Here is a 20205-nt window from a genome sequence, read left to right as displayed (position 1 = left end):
TTCACCTGGGATGCCGTCGGCAACAAGACGTCGGCCACCAACCAGCTCGGCAGCGTGACCAGCTTTGCCTATGACCTGAACAATCGCCTGGTTGAGCAGACCGATGCGCTGGGCAACAAGGCGAGCTACACCTACGACGTGCTGGGCAACCGCACCAGCAGCACGGACCGCAACGGCAACAAGACCAGCTTCGACTACGATGTGCTGAACCGCATGGTCAAGCAGGTCGATGCGCTGGGCAACGCGACCAGCCACGCCTACGACACCGTGGGCAACCGCGTCAGCACCACCGATGCGCTGGGATTCACCACCAGGTATGTCTACGATGCAGTCTACAACCTGGTCGACACGATCGACGCGCTGGACGGCCACACGCGCCAGGAATACGACGCGGTCTACAACCTGACCGCGCGCATCGACGCCAACGGCCATCGCACCCAGTTCCTGTACGACGCCGTCAACCGCCAGGTGGAGAAGGTAGACCCGATGGGCTACTCCACCAAACTCGAGTTCGACGCCGAAGGCAACCGCATTGCGCGCACCGACGGCAACGGCCACACCACGACCTACGAGTACGACGCCGTCAACCGCGTGGTGAAAACCACCGATCCGAAAGGCTATGCGGACAAGGTGGAGTATGACGCCGCCGGCAACCGCACTCGCTACACCGACCGCAACGGGGGCGTCACCACCTTTGAATACGATGCCAGCGACCGCCTGCTGCTGTCCACCGACCCGCTGGGCCATACGGTGTCCAGCAGCTACGACGCGGCCGGCAACATGCTGCAAACGGTGGACCGCAACGGCAATGTGACCAGGTTCAGCTACGACGCGCTGAGCCAGCTGCTGTCGACCACCGACGCCCTGGGCCATACCGAGAGCTTCACCTACGACGCCAACGGCAACCGCACCAGCATCACCGACAAGAACGGCAACGCCACCGAATACCACTTCGATGCGCTGAACCGCGTCGCAACGCTGGTCGACGCGCTGGGCAACAAGGAAACCTACGCCTACGACGAAGTGGGCAACCGCATCAGCGTGGAGGACAAGAACGGCAACGTATCGGAATTCCATTACGATGCGCTGCACCGGATGGTCCGGGAATACGACGCCAACCGTAATACGACTTACTACTATTACGACGCAGTCGGCAACCGCATCGAGAAGGACGACCCGCTCGGCTACGAGACCTTCTATCACTACGACGCCAACGACCGCCTGGTACGCGAAGAGCACATGATGCATACCCCTGGCTGGGGCGAAACCCTGACGCTGACCAAGGCCGGCGGCGAGGCAATGCTGGTTCCTGGCGCGCTGTCCTACGGCGGTGATTGGGAGGAGCCGCACTACGGGCCGCGCCATGTGACCGACTACGGCTACGACGGCGTGGGCAACATCATCTTCGAAGACCGCTACTACGAGCAGATCTGGGGCGGCGAAGAGGGTGGCGGCGTCGACGACATGGAGCTGCACTTCACCATCAACCGCACGTTCGACCCGTGCGACCGCGTGGCGAGCGAATCGCATGGCGGCCTGCCGCCGACCGAATACGAATACGATGCGAACGGCAACATGACCGCTTCCATCGACCCGGACGGCAATGAGACCAGTTTCGCCTACGATGCTGCGAACCGCCGCATCAGCCAGACTTCGGCGCTGGGCAATGTCACGACCTATGCCTACGACGCCAATGCCAACCTGGTCAGCACCACCGATCCGCGCGGCGCGACCACGCTGCAGCGCTGGGACGCACTGAACCGCCTGGTCGGCACCACCGACGCCCTGGGCGGCGTCACCTCGTCCACCTATGACGCGGTTGGCAATGTGCTGAGCCAGACCGACGCAGCCGGCGGCATCACCCAGTACGCCTACGACAAGCTGTATCGCATGGTAGCGAGCACCGACGCGCTGGGTGCCGCCACCACCTTCACCTATGACGCCGTCGGCAACCAGCTGAGCCGCACGCGCCCGAACGGCGCGGTGACCACCTATGCCTACGATGCGATCAACCAGCTGCTGCTGGCCACCGATGCCCTGGGCGGCGAGACGCGCTACGAGTACGACGCCGGCGGCAACCGCACCCGGGTCGAAGATGCGAACGGCCATGTCCGCGAGTACGAATACGATCCGCTGCACCGCATGACCCGCTCGACGCTGCTGCGCGACAACGGCAACTGGGACTACTGGGAGGAACGCGAGCGTTATACCTATAACGCAATCCACCAGGCCAATCTCTATCGCAACTACGACGAAGCCGAGAACAAGGACGGCGGCTACGCCCATGACGCGGCAGGCCGCCTGGTCGGCTACCGCAACGAAGACTGGAGGCGGGTCGAATACCGCTACGACGACGCCGGCAACCGCACCATGGTCACGGATGCACGCGGCCGCATGACGTCGTACAGCTACGACAAGGAGAACCGCCGCATCGGCAGCACCGACCCGATGGGCTTTGCCACCAGCAGCGAATACGACGCGAACGGCAACATGGTCGCCTCGACCGATGCGCGCGGCAATACCACGCGCTACACCTATGACCTGCTGAACCGCCTGGTCAGCAGCACCGACGCCCTGGGCGGCGTGACGCAGTACCGCTATGACGCTAAGGGCAACCGCACCGGCACCACCGATGCGCTGGGCCGCACCACGGCCAGCGTGTACGACGCCGATAACCGCCTGGTGGAGCAAACCGATGCACGCGGCACGGTGACCCGCTACGCCTACGACGTCAACGGCAACCGTACCAGCACCACCGACGGCGCCGGCAGCAGCACCGCCTATGCCTACGATGTGCTGGACCGCCTGGTCAAGACCACCGATGCCCTGGGCGGCGCCACCACCTACGGCTACGACAAGGTCGGCAACCTGACCAGCACGACCGACGCCAACGGCCATACCTCGACCAATGCCTACGATGCGGCCGATGACCGCATCAGCCATACCGACGCGCTGGGCAATATCACGAGGTTCGACGTGCGCGAACACCACCAGGTGTCCCGTGTCACGGATGCCCTCGGCAACTGGAAGAGCACCTGGTTTGACCAGGTCGGCCGGGTGAGCGGGCACGACAGCACCGATGGCCTGAGCGACAATCTCACGCGCGACAGCAACGGCAACGTGCTGATGCGCACGGACGCGCTGCAGAACGCCACGCGCTACTTCTACGACGACAACAACCGCCTGACGGACAGCGTGTCGGCGCTGGGCTACCTGACCCACTACGAATACGACGAAAACGGCAACATCGTGCGCCAGACCCGCTATGCCAACAAGGTCGACGGCCAACTGCCGGACCCATGGTGGGGCGACCGCGACAGCTTCCGCATCGACCTGCCGCTGGCCGACGATGCGCACGACCAGGTCACGGCCTACGAATACGACGCGCTGAACCGCCTGGTGCGCAGCGTCGACAGCCTGGGCGGCATTTCCACCCGCGAGTACGACGCGGTCGGCAACCTGGTGCGCGAAGTCAATGCACAGGGCAATGCCGTCAGCTACACCTATGACGAAGGCCACCTGCTGCTGTCCTCAACCGACGTGCTGGGCCAGACCAGCAGCTACAGCTATGACGTGCTGGGCCAGCGCGTTGCCGTGACCGACGTGCTGGGCGGCGTCACCAGGAGCGCCTACGACGCCCTGGGCCGCGTGACGTCCACCACCGATGCCCTGGGCGGCATCAGCAGCGCCACCTACGACGCAGTGGGCAACCGCCTGAGCGTCACCGACGCCAACGGCCACACCACCAGCTATGAGTATGATGCCAACAACCGCGAGGTGCTCAGCCGCAGCGCGGAAGGCAACGTCCAGCGCAGCGAATACGACGCGGTCGGCAACCTGGTCAAGGTCACCGATGCCCTGGGCAATGCCACGACCTACCAGTACGACGGCGAGCACCGCCTGCTGATGGTCACCGACGCGCTGGGCAACAAGATCCAGCACGCCTACGACAAGAATGGCGACCGCCGCTATACGTACGACGGCACCGGCTCCTACTTCGGCCAGAGCGTCGACGCCGACCGCCGCCTGGTCGAGACCGACTTCCGCGAAGGCAACGAGCGCCAGCAGTCCTATGAGCTCGATGCCTTCGGCAACCGGATCGTCGTCCGCGACGGCAATGGCAACCCTTGCACCTATGCCTACGACAAAGGCAATCGCGTCATCAGCAAGACCGACGCGCTGGGCAATGTCACCACCTACGAGTACGACATCCTGGGCAACCGCACCGCCATGGTCGACGCCAACGGCGCGCGCACCGAGTACAGCTACGATGCCGCCGGCCGCCTGCTGAAGGAGACCGACGCCATGGGCGGCGTGACCACCCACGTCTACGATGCCGCCGGCCACGAAACCAGCAGCACCGACGCGCTGGGCTTCAGCACGCGCTGGAGCTACGACCTGCTGGGCCGCCTGCTGAAGGAAACCAATGCCCTGGGCGGCGAGACCAGCCACGAGTACGATGCGGTCGGCAACCGCCTGGCGGCGCAGGATGCCGCCGGCGGCCGCACCTTGTTCGCCTACGACGGCGACAACCGCCTCGTCAAGCAGACCGACGCCATGGGCGCTGCTGTGTCGTACGCGTACGATGTGGCCGGCAACCGTGTCGCCATCACCGATGCCCGCGGCAACGTGACGACGCTGGCCTACGATGCCGACAACCGCGTCAGCACCAAGACCGACGCCCTGGGCAATGTGACCAGGTACGGCTACGACGCCAACGGCAGTTGCACCAGCGTCCAGGATGCCCGCGGCAACACGACCAAGTATGGCTACGACAAGTTGAACCGCCGCGTCAGTGTCATCGACGCGCTGGGCAACTACACCGAAACGAGTTACGACGGTGTGGGCAACCTGAGCCAAGTCCGCGATGCCAACCAGAAGTACACGAGCTACTACTATAACCAGGCCGGCGCGCTGGTGCGCACCAAGGACGTTCTCGGCAACGAGGAAAGCTATACGGTGGACGCGGTGGGCAACCGCCTCAGCCGCACCGACGCCAACGGCAACACGACCAGCTACAGCTACGACGCGCTGCGCCGCCAGACCAGCGTCACCGACGCGCTGGGCGGCGTGACCCGCTTCGCGTACGATGCCCTGGGCCACGTGACCAGCCAGACCGACGCCAACGGCAACGTCACGCGCTACAGCTACGACGGCCTGGGCCGTGTCGTGGGCGAGACCGATGCACTGGGCGGCAAGCGCAGCTACGCATACGATGCGCTGGGCAACCTGGTCAAGGAAACCGATGCTGCCGGCAACGCCACCAGCCATACCTATGACGCCGACAACCGCCTGCTGAGCACGACCGACGTGATGGGCGGCGTGACCCGCTACGAGTACGACCAGAACGGCAACCGCCTGCGCACGGTCGACGCGGCCGGCTTCGCAACGCTGGCCAGCTACGATGCGCTGAACCGCCAGGACAGCAGCACCGACGCACTGGGCAACGTGACCCGCTTCAGCTACGACGGCGTGGGCAACCGCGTCGGCGTGACCGATGCCAACGGCCACACCACCAGCTACGCCTACGACGCCGACAACCGCGTGGCAAGCGTCACCGATGCCCTGGGCCACACCACCTGGTTCACGTACGACAAGCTGGGCAACCGCGCCACCATGAGGAACGCGCGCGGCTTCACCACCTACTACTACTATGACGGCCTCAGCCGCCTCACCCAGCAGGATAGCAGCGGCTTCTCCCAGCGCTGGACCTATGACAAGGTCGGCAACACGCTGACGCACGCGGACGGCATCGGTACCTGGAACTACAGCTACGACGCGCTGAACCGCCTGGCCACCAGCACCGATCCGCTGTCCAACGTCACCAGCTACGGCTACGACGCAGTCGGCAACCAGATCGCGGTCACCGATGCCAACGGCCATACCAGCACCGCCAGCTTTGACGGCCTGCGCCGCCAGCTGTCCAGCACCAACGCCCTGGGCCAGGCCACCAGCTACGAGTACGATGTGCTGGGACGCCGCACCGCCACGGTCGACGCGCTGGGCCGCCGTACCGGCTACGCCTACAATGCGCGCGGCGACCTGCTGCAGCAGACCGACGCGCTGGGCCAGAAGACCAGCTTCAGCTACGATGCCGTGGGCAATCGCCTGACCGCCACCAGCACCGCCGGCGCCACCACCGTCTTCGAATACGATGGCAACCGCCGCCTGGTGCTGCAGAAGGACGCCGACGGCGTGCGCACCACCCATGCCTACGATGCGGTGGGCAACGAGACCGAGCGCGTGCTCGGCGCCGGCACCGCGCTGGCTGTGAAGACCAGCTGGACCTACGACGAAAACAACCGCCGTACCAGCGAGACCGACGCGCTCGGCGGCACCACGCGCTATGAATTCGACGAGGTCGGCAATGTCAGCAAGAAGACCGATGCGCTCGGCCTGGAACGCAACTATGAATACGATTACGCCAACCGCCTGAAGCGCGAGTACGTGATCTGGACCCAGTCCGTCAATTACACTTATGACGCCGCGGGCAACCTGACCGACAAGTCGGATGAACTCGGCAAGCACAACCAGTACCGCTACGATGCCGACGGCCGCCTGGTGGAACACACCGACGCCAATGGTTTCGCCACCAGCTACGGCTACGACGCGGTCGGCAACCAGATCAGCGTGGCGCGCGGCGGCTTCACCACCACCAGCGCCTACGACGCGGCCAACCGCGTGGTGTCGACGGTGGACGGCAACGGCTGGCGCACCGATTTCGTCAATGACGCGGTCGGCAACGTGCTGGAGCAGCAGCAGCAGATCGACCTGGCCGGCACCACGGCCAAGACCAGCTATTACTACGATGCGCTGAACCGGCAGGTAGCCGAGCGCAGCGCCGCCGGCCAACTGAGCACGCAGCGTTACGACGCGGCCGGCAATGTGGTGTCCTCGACCCGTTACGGCCAGGCCGTCGCGCTGCCGGCCAACGGCGCGTTGCCGCAAGCGGCGGCGGGCGACGCGGGCCGCACCACGTCCGCTTCCTTCGACATCATGGGCCGCATGCTGTCCAGCACTGGCGTCGATGGCAGCGTGACCAGTTTCGCCTATGACCTGCTGGGCCACCGCGTCCAGGTGGCGGAATTCGCCGGGACGGCGAACGAGCGCGCCACCAGCTACAGCTACGACCTGCTGGGCCGCAAGACGTCCGAAACCGATGCGATTGGCAAGCGCACCGAGTTCACCTACGACAGCATGGGCAACCTGCTGAGCGCCAGCGAAGGCGCCGGCACGCCAAACGTGCGCGTCACGCGCTACGAGTACGACTCCTTGCACCGCCTGCAGTTCGAAACCAACCCATTGGGCCAACGCACCGAGCGTGGCTATGATGCGGTCGGCAACCTGGTGGTGGAAAGCACCGTGTCCGACGATCACACCCAGGCGCGGACCAGGTACTTCTCCTATGACGGCAACCGTCAGTTGACCAGGACCTACAACGACGGCTTCCGCGACCAGTCGACCACCATGGAGTACGATGCCTTCGGCAACCGCACCAGGGTCACCACCAGCAACGCGGGCCAGTCGCACAGCACGCAGTACCACTACGATGCGGACAAGCGCGTCGACAGCAGCACCGACGGCAGCGGCAACGTCACGCAGTTCCGCTACGACGGCGCCGGCAACCTGGTGGAGACCGTGGAAGCGGCCGGTGTCGCCGGCAGCGAGCGCCATACGCGCTATGCCTACGACCTGGACGGCCGCCTGACCAGCGTCACCGACCCGATGGGCTTCACCACCAGCTACCAGCTGGACGGCTACGGCAACCGCGTGCGCATCACCGACGCCGAAGGCCGCAGCACCGTGCAAACCTTCGACATCAAGGATCGCCTGCTGACCGCGCTCGACGCGACCGGTGCGCTGACCACCCAGGCCTGGAACATCGACGGCAAGCTGACTTCCAGCACGCTGTCGCGTGCCGATGGCAGCGACGCGCGCAGCACCCGCAGCCAGTACGACATCATGGGCCGCCTGGTGTCCAGCACCGACCAGTTGGGCTATACCGCCACGGCCAGCTACGACCTGTTCGGCAACCGCATTGCCGCCGTCAGCGGCCAATACCTGCTGCAGCCTGGCGATGCCGGCTACGACGCAGCGCTGGCGGCACATGCCCGTCCGGCCGAAGTCAAGCTGGCCTACGACGCGCTGAACCGCGTGGTGGCAGCGACCGACGCCATGGGCATGGTGACCACCACGGTCTACGACCATTTCGGCAACCGCCGCGCTGTCACGGTGGGCGCCGGCACTGCTGCCGCGCGCACCACGCTGTACAGCTACGATTCCGAAGGCCGCCTGCGCCGCACCGAATCGCCGGAAGGCGCCGTGGTGACCTACGAGTACGGCAGCGCCCAGTTGGACAAGCCAACCCAGGAAACCCACGAAAACCGCTTCGGCGCCGCGACCACCAAGCTGTATGCCTACGACGGCAACGGCCGCGTCATCAGCGAAACGGAAGGCGGCGTCACCACCAGCCATACCTACGATGCAGCGGGCAACGAAGCCGCCACCAGCGCCGGCGGCGCCGGCGTGCGCCATGAGTTCGACCTGGACGGCCGCGAAACGGCCCTCATTGATGGCGAAGGCAACCGCACCGAGTACACCTATGACAAGGTGGGCAACCGCATCAGCGCCAAGGATGGCCTGGGCAACGTCACCACCAACTGGTACGACCAGGGCAACCGCCTGGTGGCCACGGTCGACGCCATGGGCTACCTGAGCAAGATCACCTACGACCTCGCGGGCAACCGCCTGGCGGTGACCCAGTTCGCCAACGCCTGGCACGGCGCCCTCGATCCGGCCCAGCCGCCGGCCGTGGCGGCCAACGCGATGGACCGCGTGCAGCTGGCCGAGTACGACCTGGCGAACCGCCAGACCCTGCTGGCCACGCCGGACGGTTTCCGCACCAGCTATGTGCTGGACGCCGCGGGCAACCGCCTGCAGCAGGTGGAGCATGCCGGCACTGCTTCGGCGCGCACCACCGACTACGCCTACGACAAGGGCAACCGCCTGCTGCGCCAGGCCGGCTTCGACGGCGGCGTGACCACCTATGCCTACGACGTCGTGGGCAACCAGGTGCAGCAGTCGCTGGCCTATGCCGGCGAACCGGTGCGCGTGACCAATTACAACTACGACCTGGACAACCGCCGCACCAGCACCGTGTTCGACCCGAACGGCCTGCGCGTGTCCCAGTCCAGCAAGTACGACGACCTGGGCAACGTGATCGAGACCACCGACGGCGAAGGCCGCCGCAGCAGCTACGAGTACAACGGCAATGGCCGCCTGGCCTTCGTGCGCGACGGCATGGGCGGGGTCGTGCAGTCCTATACCTACGACGCGGCCGGCAACGTGGCCACCGAATCGGGCAAGGAAGGCCTCAAGACCTACGCCTATGACCGCAACAACCGCCGCATCACGGCAACCGTGGCGGCGACCCAGCAGTTCTCCATCGCCAACGGCAGCAGCTTCGGCACCGCACAGTCCACCGTGCGCTACGACTCGCTGGGCAATGTGGTACAGCTGACCGATGCCAATGGCCTGCCAACCACCAGCTATTACGACGCCAAGGGCCGCATGGTGGCGCAGATCGACGGCGACAACGTGCTGCATGAATTCGAGTACGACGGCTTCGGCAACCAGGTTGCCGAGCGCCTGTACATGACGCGCCTGGCCGCCGCCGCCCACGATCCGGCGCAGCGTCCGGCCGCGCCGGCAGGGGAGGTGCGCCTCTACAAGTACGAGCACGACATCAACGGCCGCGTACTGCGCACCGTCTACCCGCAGGTCAGCCTGGGCAGCCTGTCCAACACGGCTGGCAACGACCCGACCGTGAACACGGCCATGGTGACGCCGGAAGAACATAACGCCTACGACGTGTGGGGCAACCTGGTGCAGAACGACGGCATCGACGGCGGCCACACCTTCAGCTACCGCGACGCGCTGGGCCGCCTGACGGCGCAAGTCGATTCCATGGGCTACCTGACCCAGTTCGACTACGACAAGAGCGGCAACGTGCTGCAGAAGCGCGTCTACGCCACGCCGCTGGCGACGGCGGGCCTGAGCGCCGCCAGCGTCCCGGCGGCGCCGGCCGGCAAGGTGGCCGTGACCAGCTACAAGTACGACCTGGCCAACCGCCTGCTCGAACAGCGCGATCCGGCCGTGGAAGTGACCGACCCGGCCACCAACACCGTGTCGCTGCAGGCGCGCGTGACCAGCTACACCTATGACAAGGCCGGCAATGTGCTGGCCAAGACCATGGCAGCCGGCACGGCGCAGCAGGCGGTCGAGTACTATTACTACGACAGCCGCAACCGCATGATCGGCAGCATCGACAGCCATCGCGGCCTGTCGCTGTTCAACTACGACGCCCAGGGCCGCATGACGCGCAGCGTGCACTTCGCACGCCCCGTGGCGGACGGCGTCAACGCCGGCGCCCTGGCCAACAGCTACAGCGCCCTGCTGGGCGTGGTCTCCAGCGACCCGGCCGACCAGGCTTCGCTGTATTCCTACGATGCGCGCGGCCGCCTGGCGACCCAGGACGACGCCCTGGGCGGCGTCTCGATCAGCGCCACCGGCGACACGCTGACCGTGGGCTACAACGGCTATACCCGCCGCAGCTACCAGTACGATGCAGTGGGCAACCGCAGCTGGGTGCAGGACCAGGACGGCTTCGTCGTCAAGAGCGCCTTCGACGGCATGGGCCGCACCGTGCAGGTGCAGCAGCCGGACGGCAGCGGCAGCCGCCAGTTCTACGATGCCGCCGGCAACGTGGTGTTCCGCTACACCGGCGAAATGAAGAACCAGGCGATTCCGGCCAGCGACATCAAGCTCAGCGTCGATGGCAACGACCTGGCGCTGGACTACAACACCGGCGCCAGCGGCATGGCGTCCTACGTGGTGTGGGACACCGTCTCGCACGCCGATGCGGCCAGCTACGCCAACCGCACCGAGACCAGCACCAACCTGCAGGCGGGCTCCGGCCACGCCGCGCTGCCACGCCCGGCAGCGGGCACGACGCTGTACTACCGCGTCGTCACGCAGGACGTGGCGGGCAACCGCGTGTACACCGGCGAGAGCAAGGTGGTGATGCCGCCTGCCGTGGACGACGTGCAGGTCAGCCGTCCTGATGCCAACACCATGCGCGTGCGCGTCAAGTTCGGCGCCGGCAGCCAGTCGCCGACCCTGTTCTACGGCCCGCATGGCGGCGCCAACACGGCCAGCCCGATGGTGCTGGCTGGCGACGGCTATTACGAAACCACTTTGCCGGTCAACGGCGACCCTGGCCAGCTGGGCTTCCGCCTGCAATGGCAGGATGCCGCCGGCGTGCAGTTCAGCACCGGGGAGAAATCCTTCCAGGCGCCGGGCCAGCGCGTGGGCACCAGCACTTCGCTGAACGAATCCGTGCAGCCGGGCGGCGTGATGCTGAACATGGGCCTGTCCGTCAACGGCGGCGGCCTGGCGTTCAACCTGTACGTGGCCAAGTGGCGCGTGCAGGGCAGCGACCGTCCGTTCTCGCAGAACGGTTCCACCAACGGCGCGATGGCCATTGGCGCCGATGCGCCGCTGGCCGTGGGCCAGGCCTACGAGATCGAGATCACCGGCATTACCGCCGACGGCCGCGAGGTCGTGCTCGAGCACCTGGTCTACACTCCAACCGGCGAAGCGGGCAAGTCCAGCCAGTACAACGCCTCCACCTGGGAGGCGCCGGCGGCCGGCACCGACCAGCTGGTCATCGTACAGGGCCAGCCGGTCGTGGCGGAGCGCTACGCAGGCCGCATGCTGGTGCATACCAGCGGCAGCCCAAGCGGCGCCACCGCGGTCTACTACGCCAACCGCGTACTGGCCAGCCACACCACCTCCACCACCTCCAGCCAATGGAAGGAATGGGTGGTCTCGGCCGACGCGCAAGGCAAGGACACCAGCCATTGGGAACAACGCGGCTACAACCTGGCCTTCAACACCACGCTGCATCCGAGCGAAGCAGCGCTGGTGACGGGCGGCCTGCACCTGTCGTGGCGCAGCACCGGCAGCGGCAACGGCGTGGCCTTCGACAACGACGAGTTGATGCAGGACCTGGGCAACGGCCAGTACAACCACACCGTGGCGAAGATTCCGCTGCCGGCCAAGTCGCTGGACTACAAGGTCTGGTACCTGGACGCGCAAGGCCGCGAAGTGATCGTCGACTGGAACCGCGCGGCGGATGACGCCAACACCCTGCATAGCGGCGAGTCCTACATCGTCCTGGCGGGCGAAGACGGCGGCAGCATCAGCGGCGCCACCATGACTGCCGGCACCTACGTCGGCCCATTGAGCAATGCCGACTTCCTGCAGGGCATGCAGCTGGCCAGCGAGGAAACCGGCCTGGCCGGCGGCGCGCTCGATGCAGTGGCCAGCGACAGCGGCTACTTCAGCGAAACGCGCTACAACGCGCTCAATGCCAAGATCGCCTCGACCGAGAACGATGGCATCTGGCGCGAGTACGACGTCGATGCCGCCGGCCATGCGCTTGCCACCCACACCCTGGGCAAGAAGGGCAATGTCAACGGCACTGTGTCGTACGCGCAGTACGACTTGCGCGGCAACGAGCTGACCAAGTGGGATGCCGCCTTCGTGGTGTCCGGCGAAGGCAGTGCACGCCGTCCGGTCACCCGTTCCAGCTACGACTTCCTGAACAACCTGGTGTCGCGCACCGATGCGGCAGGCATTACCAGCACCCGCGAATACGACGTGCAGGGCGCCCTGCTGCGCCAGACCGACGCTCTGGGCCACAGCAAGTCCTTCAGCTACGACAACCTGGGCCGCGAAATTGCGGTCACCGATGAACGCGGCTTCACCAGCACGTCGCGCTATGACAGCCATGGCAACCGCGTCGAGCAGACCGACGGCGGCGGCGTGGTGACCAAGTACGGCTACGACGCACTGGGCCGCATCACATCCATGACGGACGGGGTGGGCCAGACCACGCCTATCATCTACGACGCGCAGGGCCGCGTGGTGCGCCAGGGCTTCAACCAGTTCGGCTACGACGGCCGCGGCAACCGCACCGCCTCGTACGACTTGAACAACCCGTCCGGCCACCGCATCGAGATGCGTTACGACGGCCTGGGCCGCGTGCAGTCCGTGACCCAATGGCGCCGCGTCAACGGCAGCTCCGTGGACGTCGCGACCACCAGCTACCGCAGCTACGACGTGTTCGGCAACCTGATTGCGGAAACCGACGGCAACGGCAAGACCAAGCAAAGCCAGTTCGGCGGCTTTGCCCAGCTGCGCCGCGCCATCGACGAAGACGGCCGCGTCACCAGCTACACCTACGACGACTTCGGCCGCGAAACTTCGCAGACCAGCGTTAGCGGCAAGAATATCCGCCGCGCCTACGACGAGGCCGGCCACCTGGTCGAGATCCTCGACCTGGCCACCGGCGTGCGCACCACTTACGGCTACGACATCATGGGCCAGCGCGTGAAAGAGGAGACCACCGGCGTGGTCGACTTCGAAGGCGCCACCCATAACCGCATGCTGGCTTACCGCTTCGATGAACTGGGCCGCATGACGTACTGGAAGGACAGCGTCACCGGCCTGGAAGAAACCATCAGCTACGACGAAGTGGGCAACCAGGTACGGGTGCAAGGCAATGGCGGCGGTACCGGCGTCGACCATGGCACCGACTTCGACGGTGCGGGCCGCGTCATCGCGCTGCGCAACAGCAACGCCGTGGTAGGCCATTACACCTACGACGCCGCAGGCCGCCGCAGCACCTACACGGCTGGCGGTGTGGTGACCACCTACACCTACGACGACCATAACCGTCCGGCCACGGCGCTCAGCGTCAAGCAGCCCGATTTCTACGCCGTGAGCGAAAGCGACCTGCGCTTCACCGATCACGAAGACGACATGGGCCACCCGGTCTACACTAGCGTGACCGTACGCGAGGCACTGCAGGCGATCGCCATCGTCCAGTACCGCGATGCGAACCGCTGGGCCAAGATCGCGCAGGACAACGGTATTGTCGATTTCGATGCCGATGCCTTTGCGACCCTGAGCGGACGTACCCTGCAGCTGTCGCGCGACGAAGAGCTGATCTGGCAATACGACGTTGCAGGCAACAACACCCTGTTCATCGAGAAGCGCGATGGCGTGACCTGGTCCACTGCGACCAAGACCTATGACCAGTCGAACGGCAACCTGACCAGCAACACCAACACGCTGAAGAAGCTCGACTTCGATCCGAACGCGTTGCCGATCACCGGCCACCTGTTCGACCTGCGCCGCATGAGCGCAGCGGAAGCCATCCACAAGGGCTACAGCCCGGCCGGCTGGGTCAAGACCGAGAGCGAAAGCCAGGAAATCTCGCAGCAGTACAACGCGGCGGGCAAGGTCAGCAAGACCACCATGCGCACGGTGACGCCGAAGTCGACCAAGACTTACCAGTACACCTACGACTACTACGGCGATGGCCGCGAGCGGTCGATCCGCGCCTTCGGCGACGCCAGCGGCAACGCGACCTTCACCTACAACGCCAACGACAAGCTGGTGATGATGAACCAGGGCCGCGGCGATGGCCAGGACCGTGACGAGATCTCCCGTTATGCCTACGACAACGACGATCACATCGTCGCCAAGTGGCACGACAACGGCAAGGACGGCGCGCGCGACCGCATCGACTACGTGTACGCCCAGGGCAATCCGGTGGCCGAGACCGGCACCGCGATCCAGGGCGGCGCTTACACCGCGATCGATACCAAGAACTACGCACTGTTCGAGAACTACGGCAAGGACTTCCCGGGCGGCACGACCTCCAGCTACACCGTCAAGGGCGGCGAAACGCTGCAGGGCATTGCCAACACCCTGTGGGGCAATCCGAGCCAGTGGTATGTGCTGGCCGAGGCCAACGGCCTGTCCGGCACCGAGGAGCTGAAGGCTGGCCAGGTGCTGGTGGTGCCGTCCAACGGCAAGTCCGAGCTGATCAACTCGCAGACCCACAAGACCTACAACGAGAACGAAATCGTCGGCAGCAAGCTGCCGAACCTGAAGTCGCCGCCGCCGAAAGGCAAGAAGTGCGGCGGCTTCCTGCAGATCCTGGTGATCATCGTCGCCATCGTGGTGACGATCTACACCGCGGGTGCGGCAGCAGGCCTGATGGGGGCCACCGTCACCACGGCAACCGGCGCTACCGCCGCCGCCGGTATGACGGCCTGGTCAGCCGGCCTGGCCGTGCTGGGCGGCAGCGCCGGCATGCTTGGCATGGGCGCAGCCATGATCGGTGGCGCCATCGGCTCCATCGTCAGCCAGGGCGTTGGCATGGCCGTTGGCATCCAGGAACACTTCAGCTGGAAGAGCGTAGCCATGAGCGCCATCGGCTCCGGCGTGGCAGCCGGCATCGGCGGCACCGGTGTGTTCAACCTGACTCCGTCCACCGCGATCAATACCGGCCTGACGGCAATGGCATCGAACGTGGCAACGCAGGGCATCAGCATCGCCTTCGGCCAGCAGAAGAACTTCAACTGGCGCGCCGTGGCAGCATCCGGCGTCGCAGCGGCCGCCAGCTCGGCGGTCGGCGATCTGCTGAAGGGCGTCGACATCACCGGCGACAAGGCGATGAACGAGTTCCTGACGAAGACCGCGCGTTCGGTAACCTCCAGCGTGACCAGCCAGCTGGTTGAGACTGGCAAGGTTGACTGGCGTTCGGTGGCGATTACCGAGGTGGGCAACTACATCAATTCGAAGGTCAATGAAAAGTGGGGCACAGGCATGGCCAACGTCCTGGCCGAGTCCGTCGTTGGCGCCGGCCTGGCAAGGCTGCGCCATCAGGATCCGCTGGCCGGCGCCATTGGCGGCGCGGTGGGCAGCATCGTCGGCCAGATGTCGCGCAGTGCGTTTGCTGCGGTGGGCATCAATGCCGAAGAGGTTGCGGCGGAGGGCCAGTTCTCTGGCGCGCGATCTATGGTCAACAAGGACGGCACCATCGCCGGTACCGATATCAAGTTGCCTTGGGAAGTCCCTGTCGCCGAAATCTCGCCTCCGGTCGGCACCAAAGCCCTGGAAACCGTGTTCAACGGTCAGGGCTTCAACAGCAGCAATATCCTGGACAGCATCGTCAGCGCCGTCGGTTCCGGCCTTGGCAGCGCGTTCGCGCAGTGGGCAGGCCGCGATACGCGCGCAGCGGCCACCGCAGGCGGCGGTGCGGCAGCGCGCGCTTACCAGACTACCATCAAGGAGGGGACGGCAGCCGCGTTCGACAAGCTTGTGAAGGCGAAAGCAGATAAGGCTGAAGAAATCCGTAAGGCCTTTGCACCGAAGCCGGCCAAAGACCCATTCGCTGTTCCTGTGTCCGAGGAAGACAAGCTGAATCGCATGCTGGGTATGCCGACCCTGGGCGATTACCTGAAACCGGGAGCCGGCATGCCGGGCATGCTGGGCACACAGGACTTCTCTGTCGTCCCGGGGGCCGAGCAGCAGCCGGCGCAAGGGCTTGGTACGGAAAGCGTGGCAGCAGCGCGCGACGTCGACGTGAACCAGATGAGCCGCGAAGCATTGGCCAAATCGATTTCCTTGCGCCAGGAACATCCGAACTGGACCAACGCCCAGATTGCCGAGGCGGCCAACGCCTGGGGCAAGGACGCGTTCGGACGTGAAGACCTGTTCAACGTCCAGAAGATCGTGCGCGGCGACACGGCCCTGGGCATCGCGGGCGACGCGTATGGCAAGGAAAACACCCGTGCCGGCTACGGTCTCGACACCATCCTGAATGCGTCCAAGGGCAAGCAGGCCTGGGAGCTGAAAGAAGGCAAGGACACCCTGATGATGGCGTCCGACGTGGCGGAGGCGCTGTTTAGCGACAAGGACATGCGCAAGCAGTTCGACAAGGTCGGGGGCCAGCTGATTGCCGGCGAAAGCGCAATCCGCGTCCAGGCCCAGATCCTGGCGGAGCAGCGCCAGAAGGAGACTGCGAAGGCGCAGCAAGCGCAGCAGACAGCCCAGGCTGAGGCTACCGCGAAACAGCAGGCGGCCGCGCAGCAGCGCAGCCATGCCGGGGCATCGAACGCCGATTACTCCGAGGTTGACGCCAACATCGCGGCCCAGCAGGCAAAACGGGCGGAGATCGCCCGTGAGCGAGACCAGGCCACCAGCTGGCTGGGCCGCGCCGTGGCTGACTTCAAGGACAATGCCTACGACGTTGCCTATAACGTCAAGGGCACCGTGCTGATGATCAGCGCCGACCCGAACAAGGCAGTCAAGGACGGCGTCAAGCTCGCGTCCGATACCGGCAAAGTGGTTGCCGCCAATGTGGTCGATCTGGCAGGCCGCTCGGCCAAGGTCAGCGGCGACCTGATTGACGGTTTCAGCGGCAACAAGCCTGGTACTGACCAGACGTCCGCATCGCTGATGAAGCTGCGTGACAACCTGTTGGCGAGTGCCGGTGCGGACCAGAGCGCCCTGATGTCCCAGTTCGTGCCGAAGGCAATCGACAAAGGCCTGATCGCGGTGCAGCAAGGGGCAGATGCCAGCATCACTTACCTGAGCCGCCAGGCAGCCAATGCGGCCCAGTACTTCGACGCGCAGACCGGCCTGAATATCTCGGCCGACTTGACCAACTTCGCCGACCGGGCGGAGCGCTCGCCGAGCATCACCGCGGAGCTGGCGAAAGACGTGAGCGAATTCAAAGACCAGAAGATGAAGCAGGTCTACGAATACATCGACGATGTCGGCACCGGCAACAAGTGGTACTCGCCAGTGGTGGGAGCGGCACTGTACACCGCGACCAAGGTGCTCGATACCGGTGCCGACCTGGCGCTGGGTGGCGCCCGCATGACGGTCGACAGCGAATACCGCCACGAGAAGATCGAGAAGTTCGAGAAGTTGGAAGCCGTGCAGTCGACCGCGCATCTGTTTGGCCAGGGCGTGCGCACTGCGGTCAACGGTGCAGCCAGCGGCGCGATGATCGCCGTCGGCGGCGTGGTTGCCATTACCGGCAACACGGAAACGGCCGACAACATCTTCGGTGCCGCGACCGACCTGCGCAACGACGAGCGGTTCCAGCCGATTCGCCAGGATGATTACGCCAAGGGCGTCCATATGGTCGGCGGCATCGCAGTTACTGTTGCCACGATGCCGGCCGGTGGCGCGGGCCTGGTGTTTGGCGGCCTGCAGTCGATCAACTCCGCCAGCGTCAAGATCGAACACGGCGCCTCGACCGAGAGTGCCATGGCTAGCGTCGGGATCGATCTGGCGGCCATGACAATTGGCGGCGCGTTGAATACAGCTGCGGTGGGCAAGGCGGCGCAAATGGGGGCTCCGTTAGGCGGTGCCATTGGCCGTGCCGAACAGGCCGTCGCCCGTGTGATGCAAAGTGAAGGCCGCGTTGGCTCGGCGCTAAAAGCGATCTCCGGCGATAAAATGCAGGCTGTGGCTGGCTTGGCGGTTGACGTTAGCGCCATGGCGGCCAAGAACGAGCTGACCGCCAACGACTTTGCAAGCAGTGCCGCCTTCAATGCGCTGGGCGCCATCATCGGCGGCCGCCGCGGCGTGCATATGCCGGAAGGCCCGGCACCGCGCAGTACGCACGGTGATGTCACGCCGGAAGTCCGTGTCGGCCGCGCTGCGGAAGCGGAGCTGGTGCTGCCAGGTCGCACAAGCGACAGCCAGGCACCTGGCGCCGTGACGCCGAACCGCGTGTCGGCCGATGATCTGCTAGGTGCGTTGCCAATGCGCCAAGCGGTGGCAACGCAGGCCCATGTCGCGCCTAGTGCTGAACCGGTTGCCGTGCCGGTCCGTGTGTCCAAGCCAGAGGTTGAAGTTGTACGCCGCACTACGGCCAATGAAGTAAACGCCGAGATGGAAGCGGCGGGTATGCAGCAGGCGTGGATGAAGGACACGGAGGTGGTCGAGCGGATCGATCCTGCCGGAACTCAGTATCGCCAGGTGGTCAGCCAGGGGCAGGCAGAAGCTTGGGCGCGAGGTAAACCTGCCGCAGGGAACTGGGCAACGCGAGATCCGATCCCGAGCCAAAGTTACGCACGCAATGAACTGGCGATTCGACCAGAATTCAAGTCTGATGTTTCGATTGAACTGACCTACGAATCGACTGCACCGCATCATGTGCGTGACGGTACTGTGGGCCCAATGGCCGACTCTCCGGGTGGGGGAAGCCAGGTACAGTTCATGGGCGACAAGAACTTGAAGGTCGTCGGCACACGCGAGTTGCCGGTGGACGTACCATCGCGGGTTTCAGTTGAGAGCCCGCGGAAAATGGATCTTCTTGCTCAAGGCCGCGATGACGCATTCGTTGGTCCGATCAAAACAGGCTTCACTGCGGAAGAATACGAGTATTACCGTGCTCGTACCCCAAACAAGGCAGCACGTGATTACGTCAATACGGGTTCGGAACCGAAGTTCGATCCTGTCTACAATTACCCGGTCAAGCGATTCCAGGCGGACCACATTGTGGCTTTCGATAACATTATGCAGCGACCTGGTTTGGCAGAGCTTCCGCCAAAGTCGATTCTGGAGGTTCTCAATCTCAAAGAAAACATGATGGGCCTAGGTGATCGCACCAATACTTCGAAGCAAGAAAAAACTTGGTCCGAGTATCCTGGCCATTCAGTGCTAGGTCCTGTCCCGGTCAATGTACGTAGCGCGATGCTGGAGCGTGAAGTTCACGCGAGCGCTGCGATTGATCGAGCGATTGCGGACCGTCTGGAGACGCATCGGGCACCTACGGCGCCCGACCAGGTTGCCCAAGCGGGCGGCACTTCTGCCATGAACTTCGAACGTACACCCGGTTTGGGCACCCATAGCTCGATGGCCGACTTGTTCTCTTCTGGGGCGTTACCTGGTTCTGAAGGGGTGATTATTACGGATCGAACAATTCGTTATGGCGATGTATTCAAGCTCGGCACCCTGGGTGGTCGCAAAGTGGAGTTCTCGATGACAACGGAACGCATCGATGGCAAGCTGGTTAAGAAGCTGTATAGTGGCGATGCTTGGACCAGTCCTGTCCCACGAGACGCGCGCTTGGTCGGTCACGTGCATCCAAACGAAACGCCAAGTCAGCAATGGCCGTCCCAGCAAGACATGAATACTCTCAACACCCGCTACTTCAGGGAACTTGGGACTAATCCGGATGCCAAGCCGGCGCCGACACGTATCTTCTGGGGTCCTGGCGACATGGATAACACTATTTTCTATCCAGGCTACGGCAAACAGCCGTAA

1 protein-coding gene (running past one end of the window) is annotated in these 20205 nt (G+C 64.8%); it reads left to right on the top strand.

The features are described 5' to 3' along the window. Positions 1-20205 carry the 3' portion of a LysM peptidoglycan-binding domain-containing protein gene (locus ACN9MZ_RS28210; protein WP_426340093.1) on the top strand. It extends 12702 nt beyond the left edge of the window, so the window shows 20205 of its 32907 coding nt (coding positions 12703-32907); the start codon falls outside the window, past its left edge; its stop codon occupies positions 20203-20205.

It is taken from the genome of Pseudoduganella sp. S-14 (assembly GCF_049913285.1).
Taxonomy (GTDB): Bacteria; Pseudomonadota; Gammaproteobacteria; order Burkholderiales; family Burkholderiaceae_D; genus Rugamonas.
This window is presented reverse-complemented; position numbering and strand designations above follow the sequence as displayed.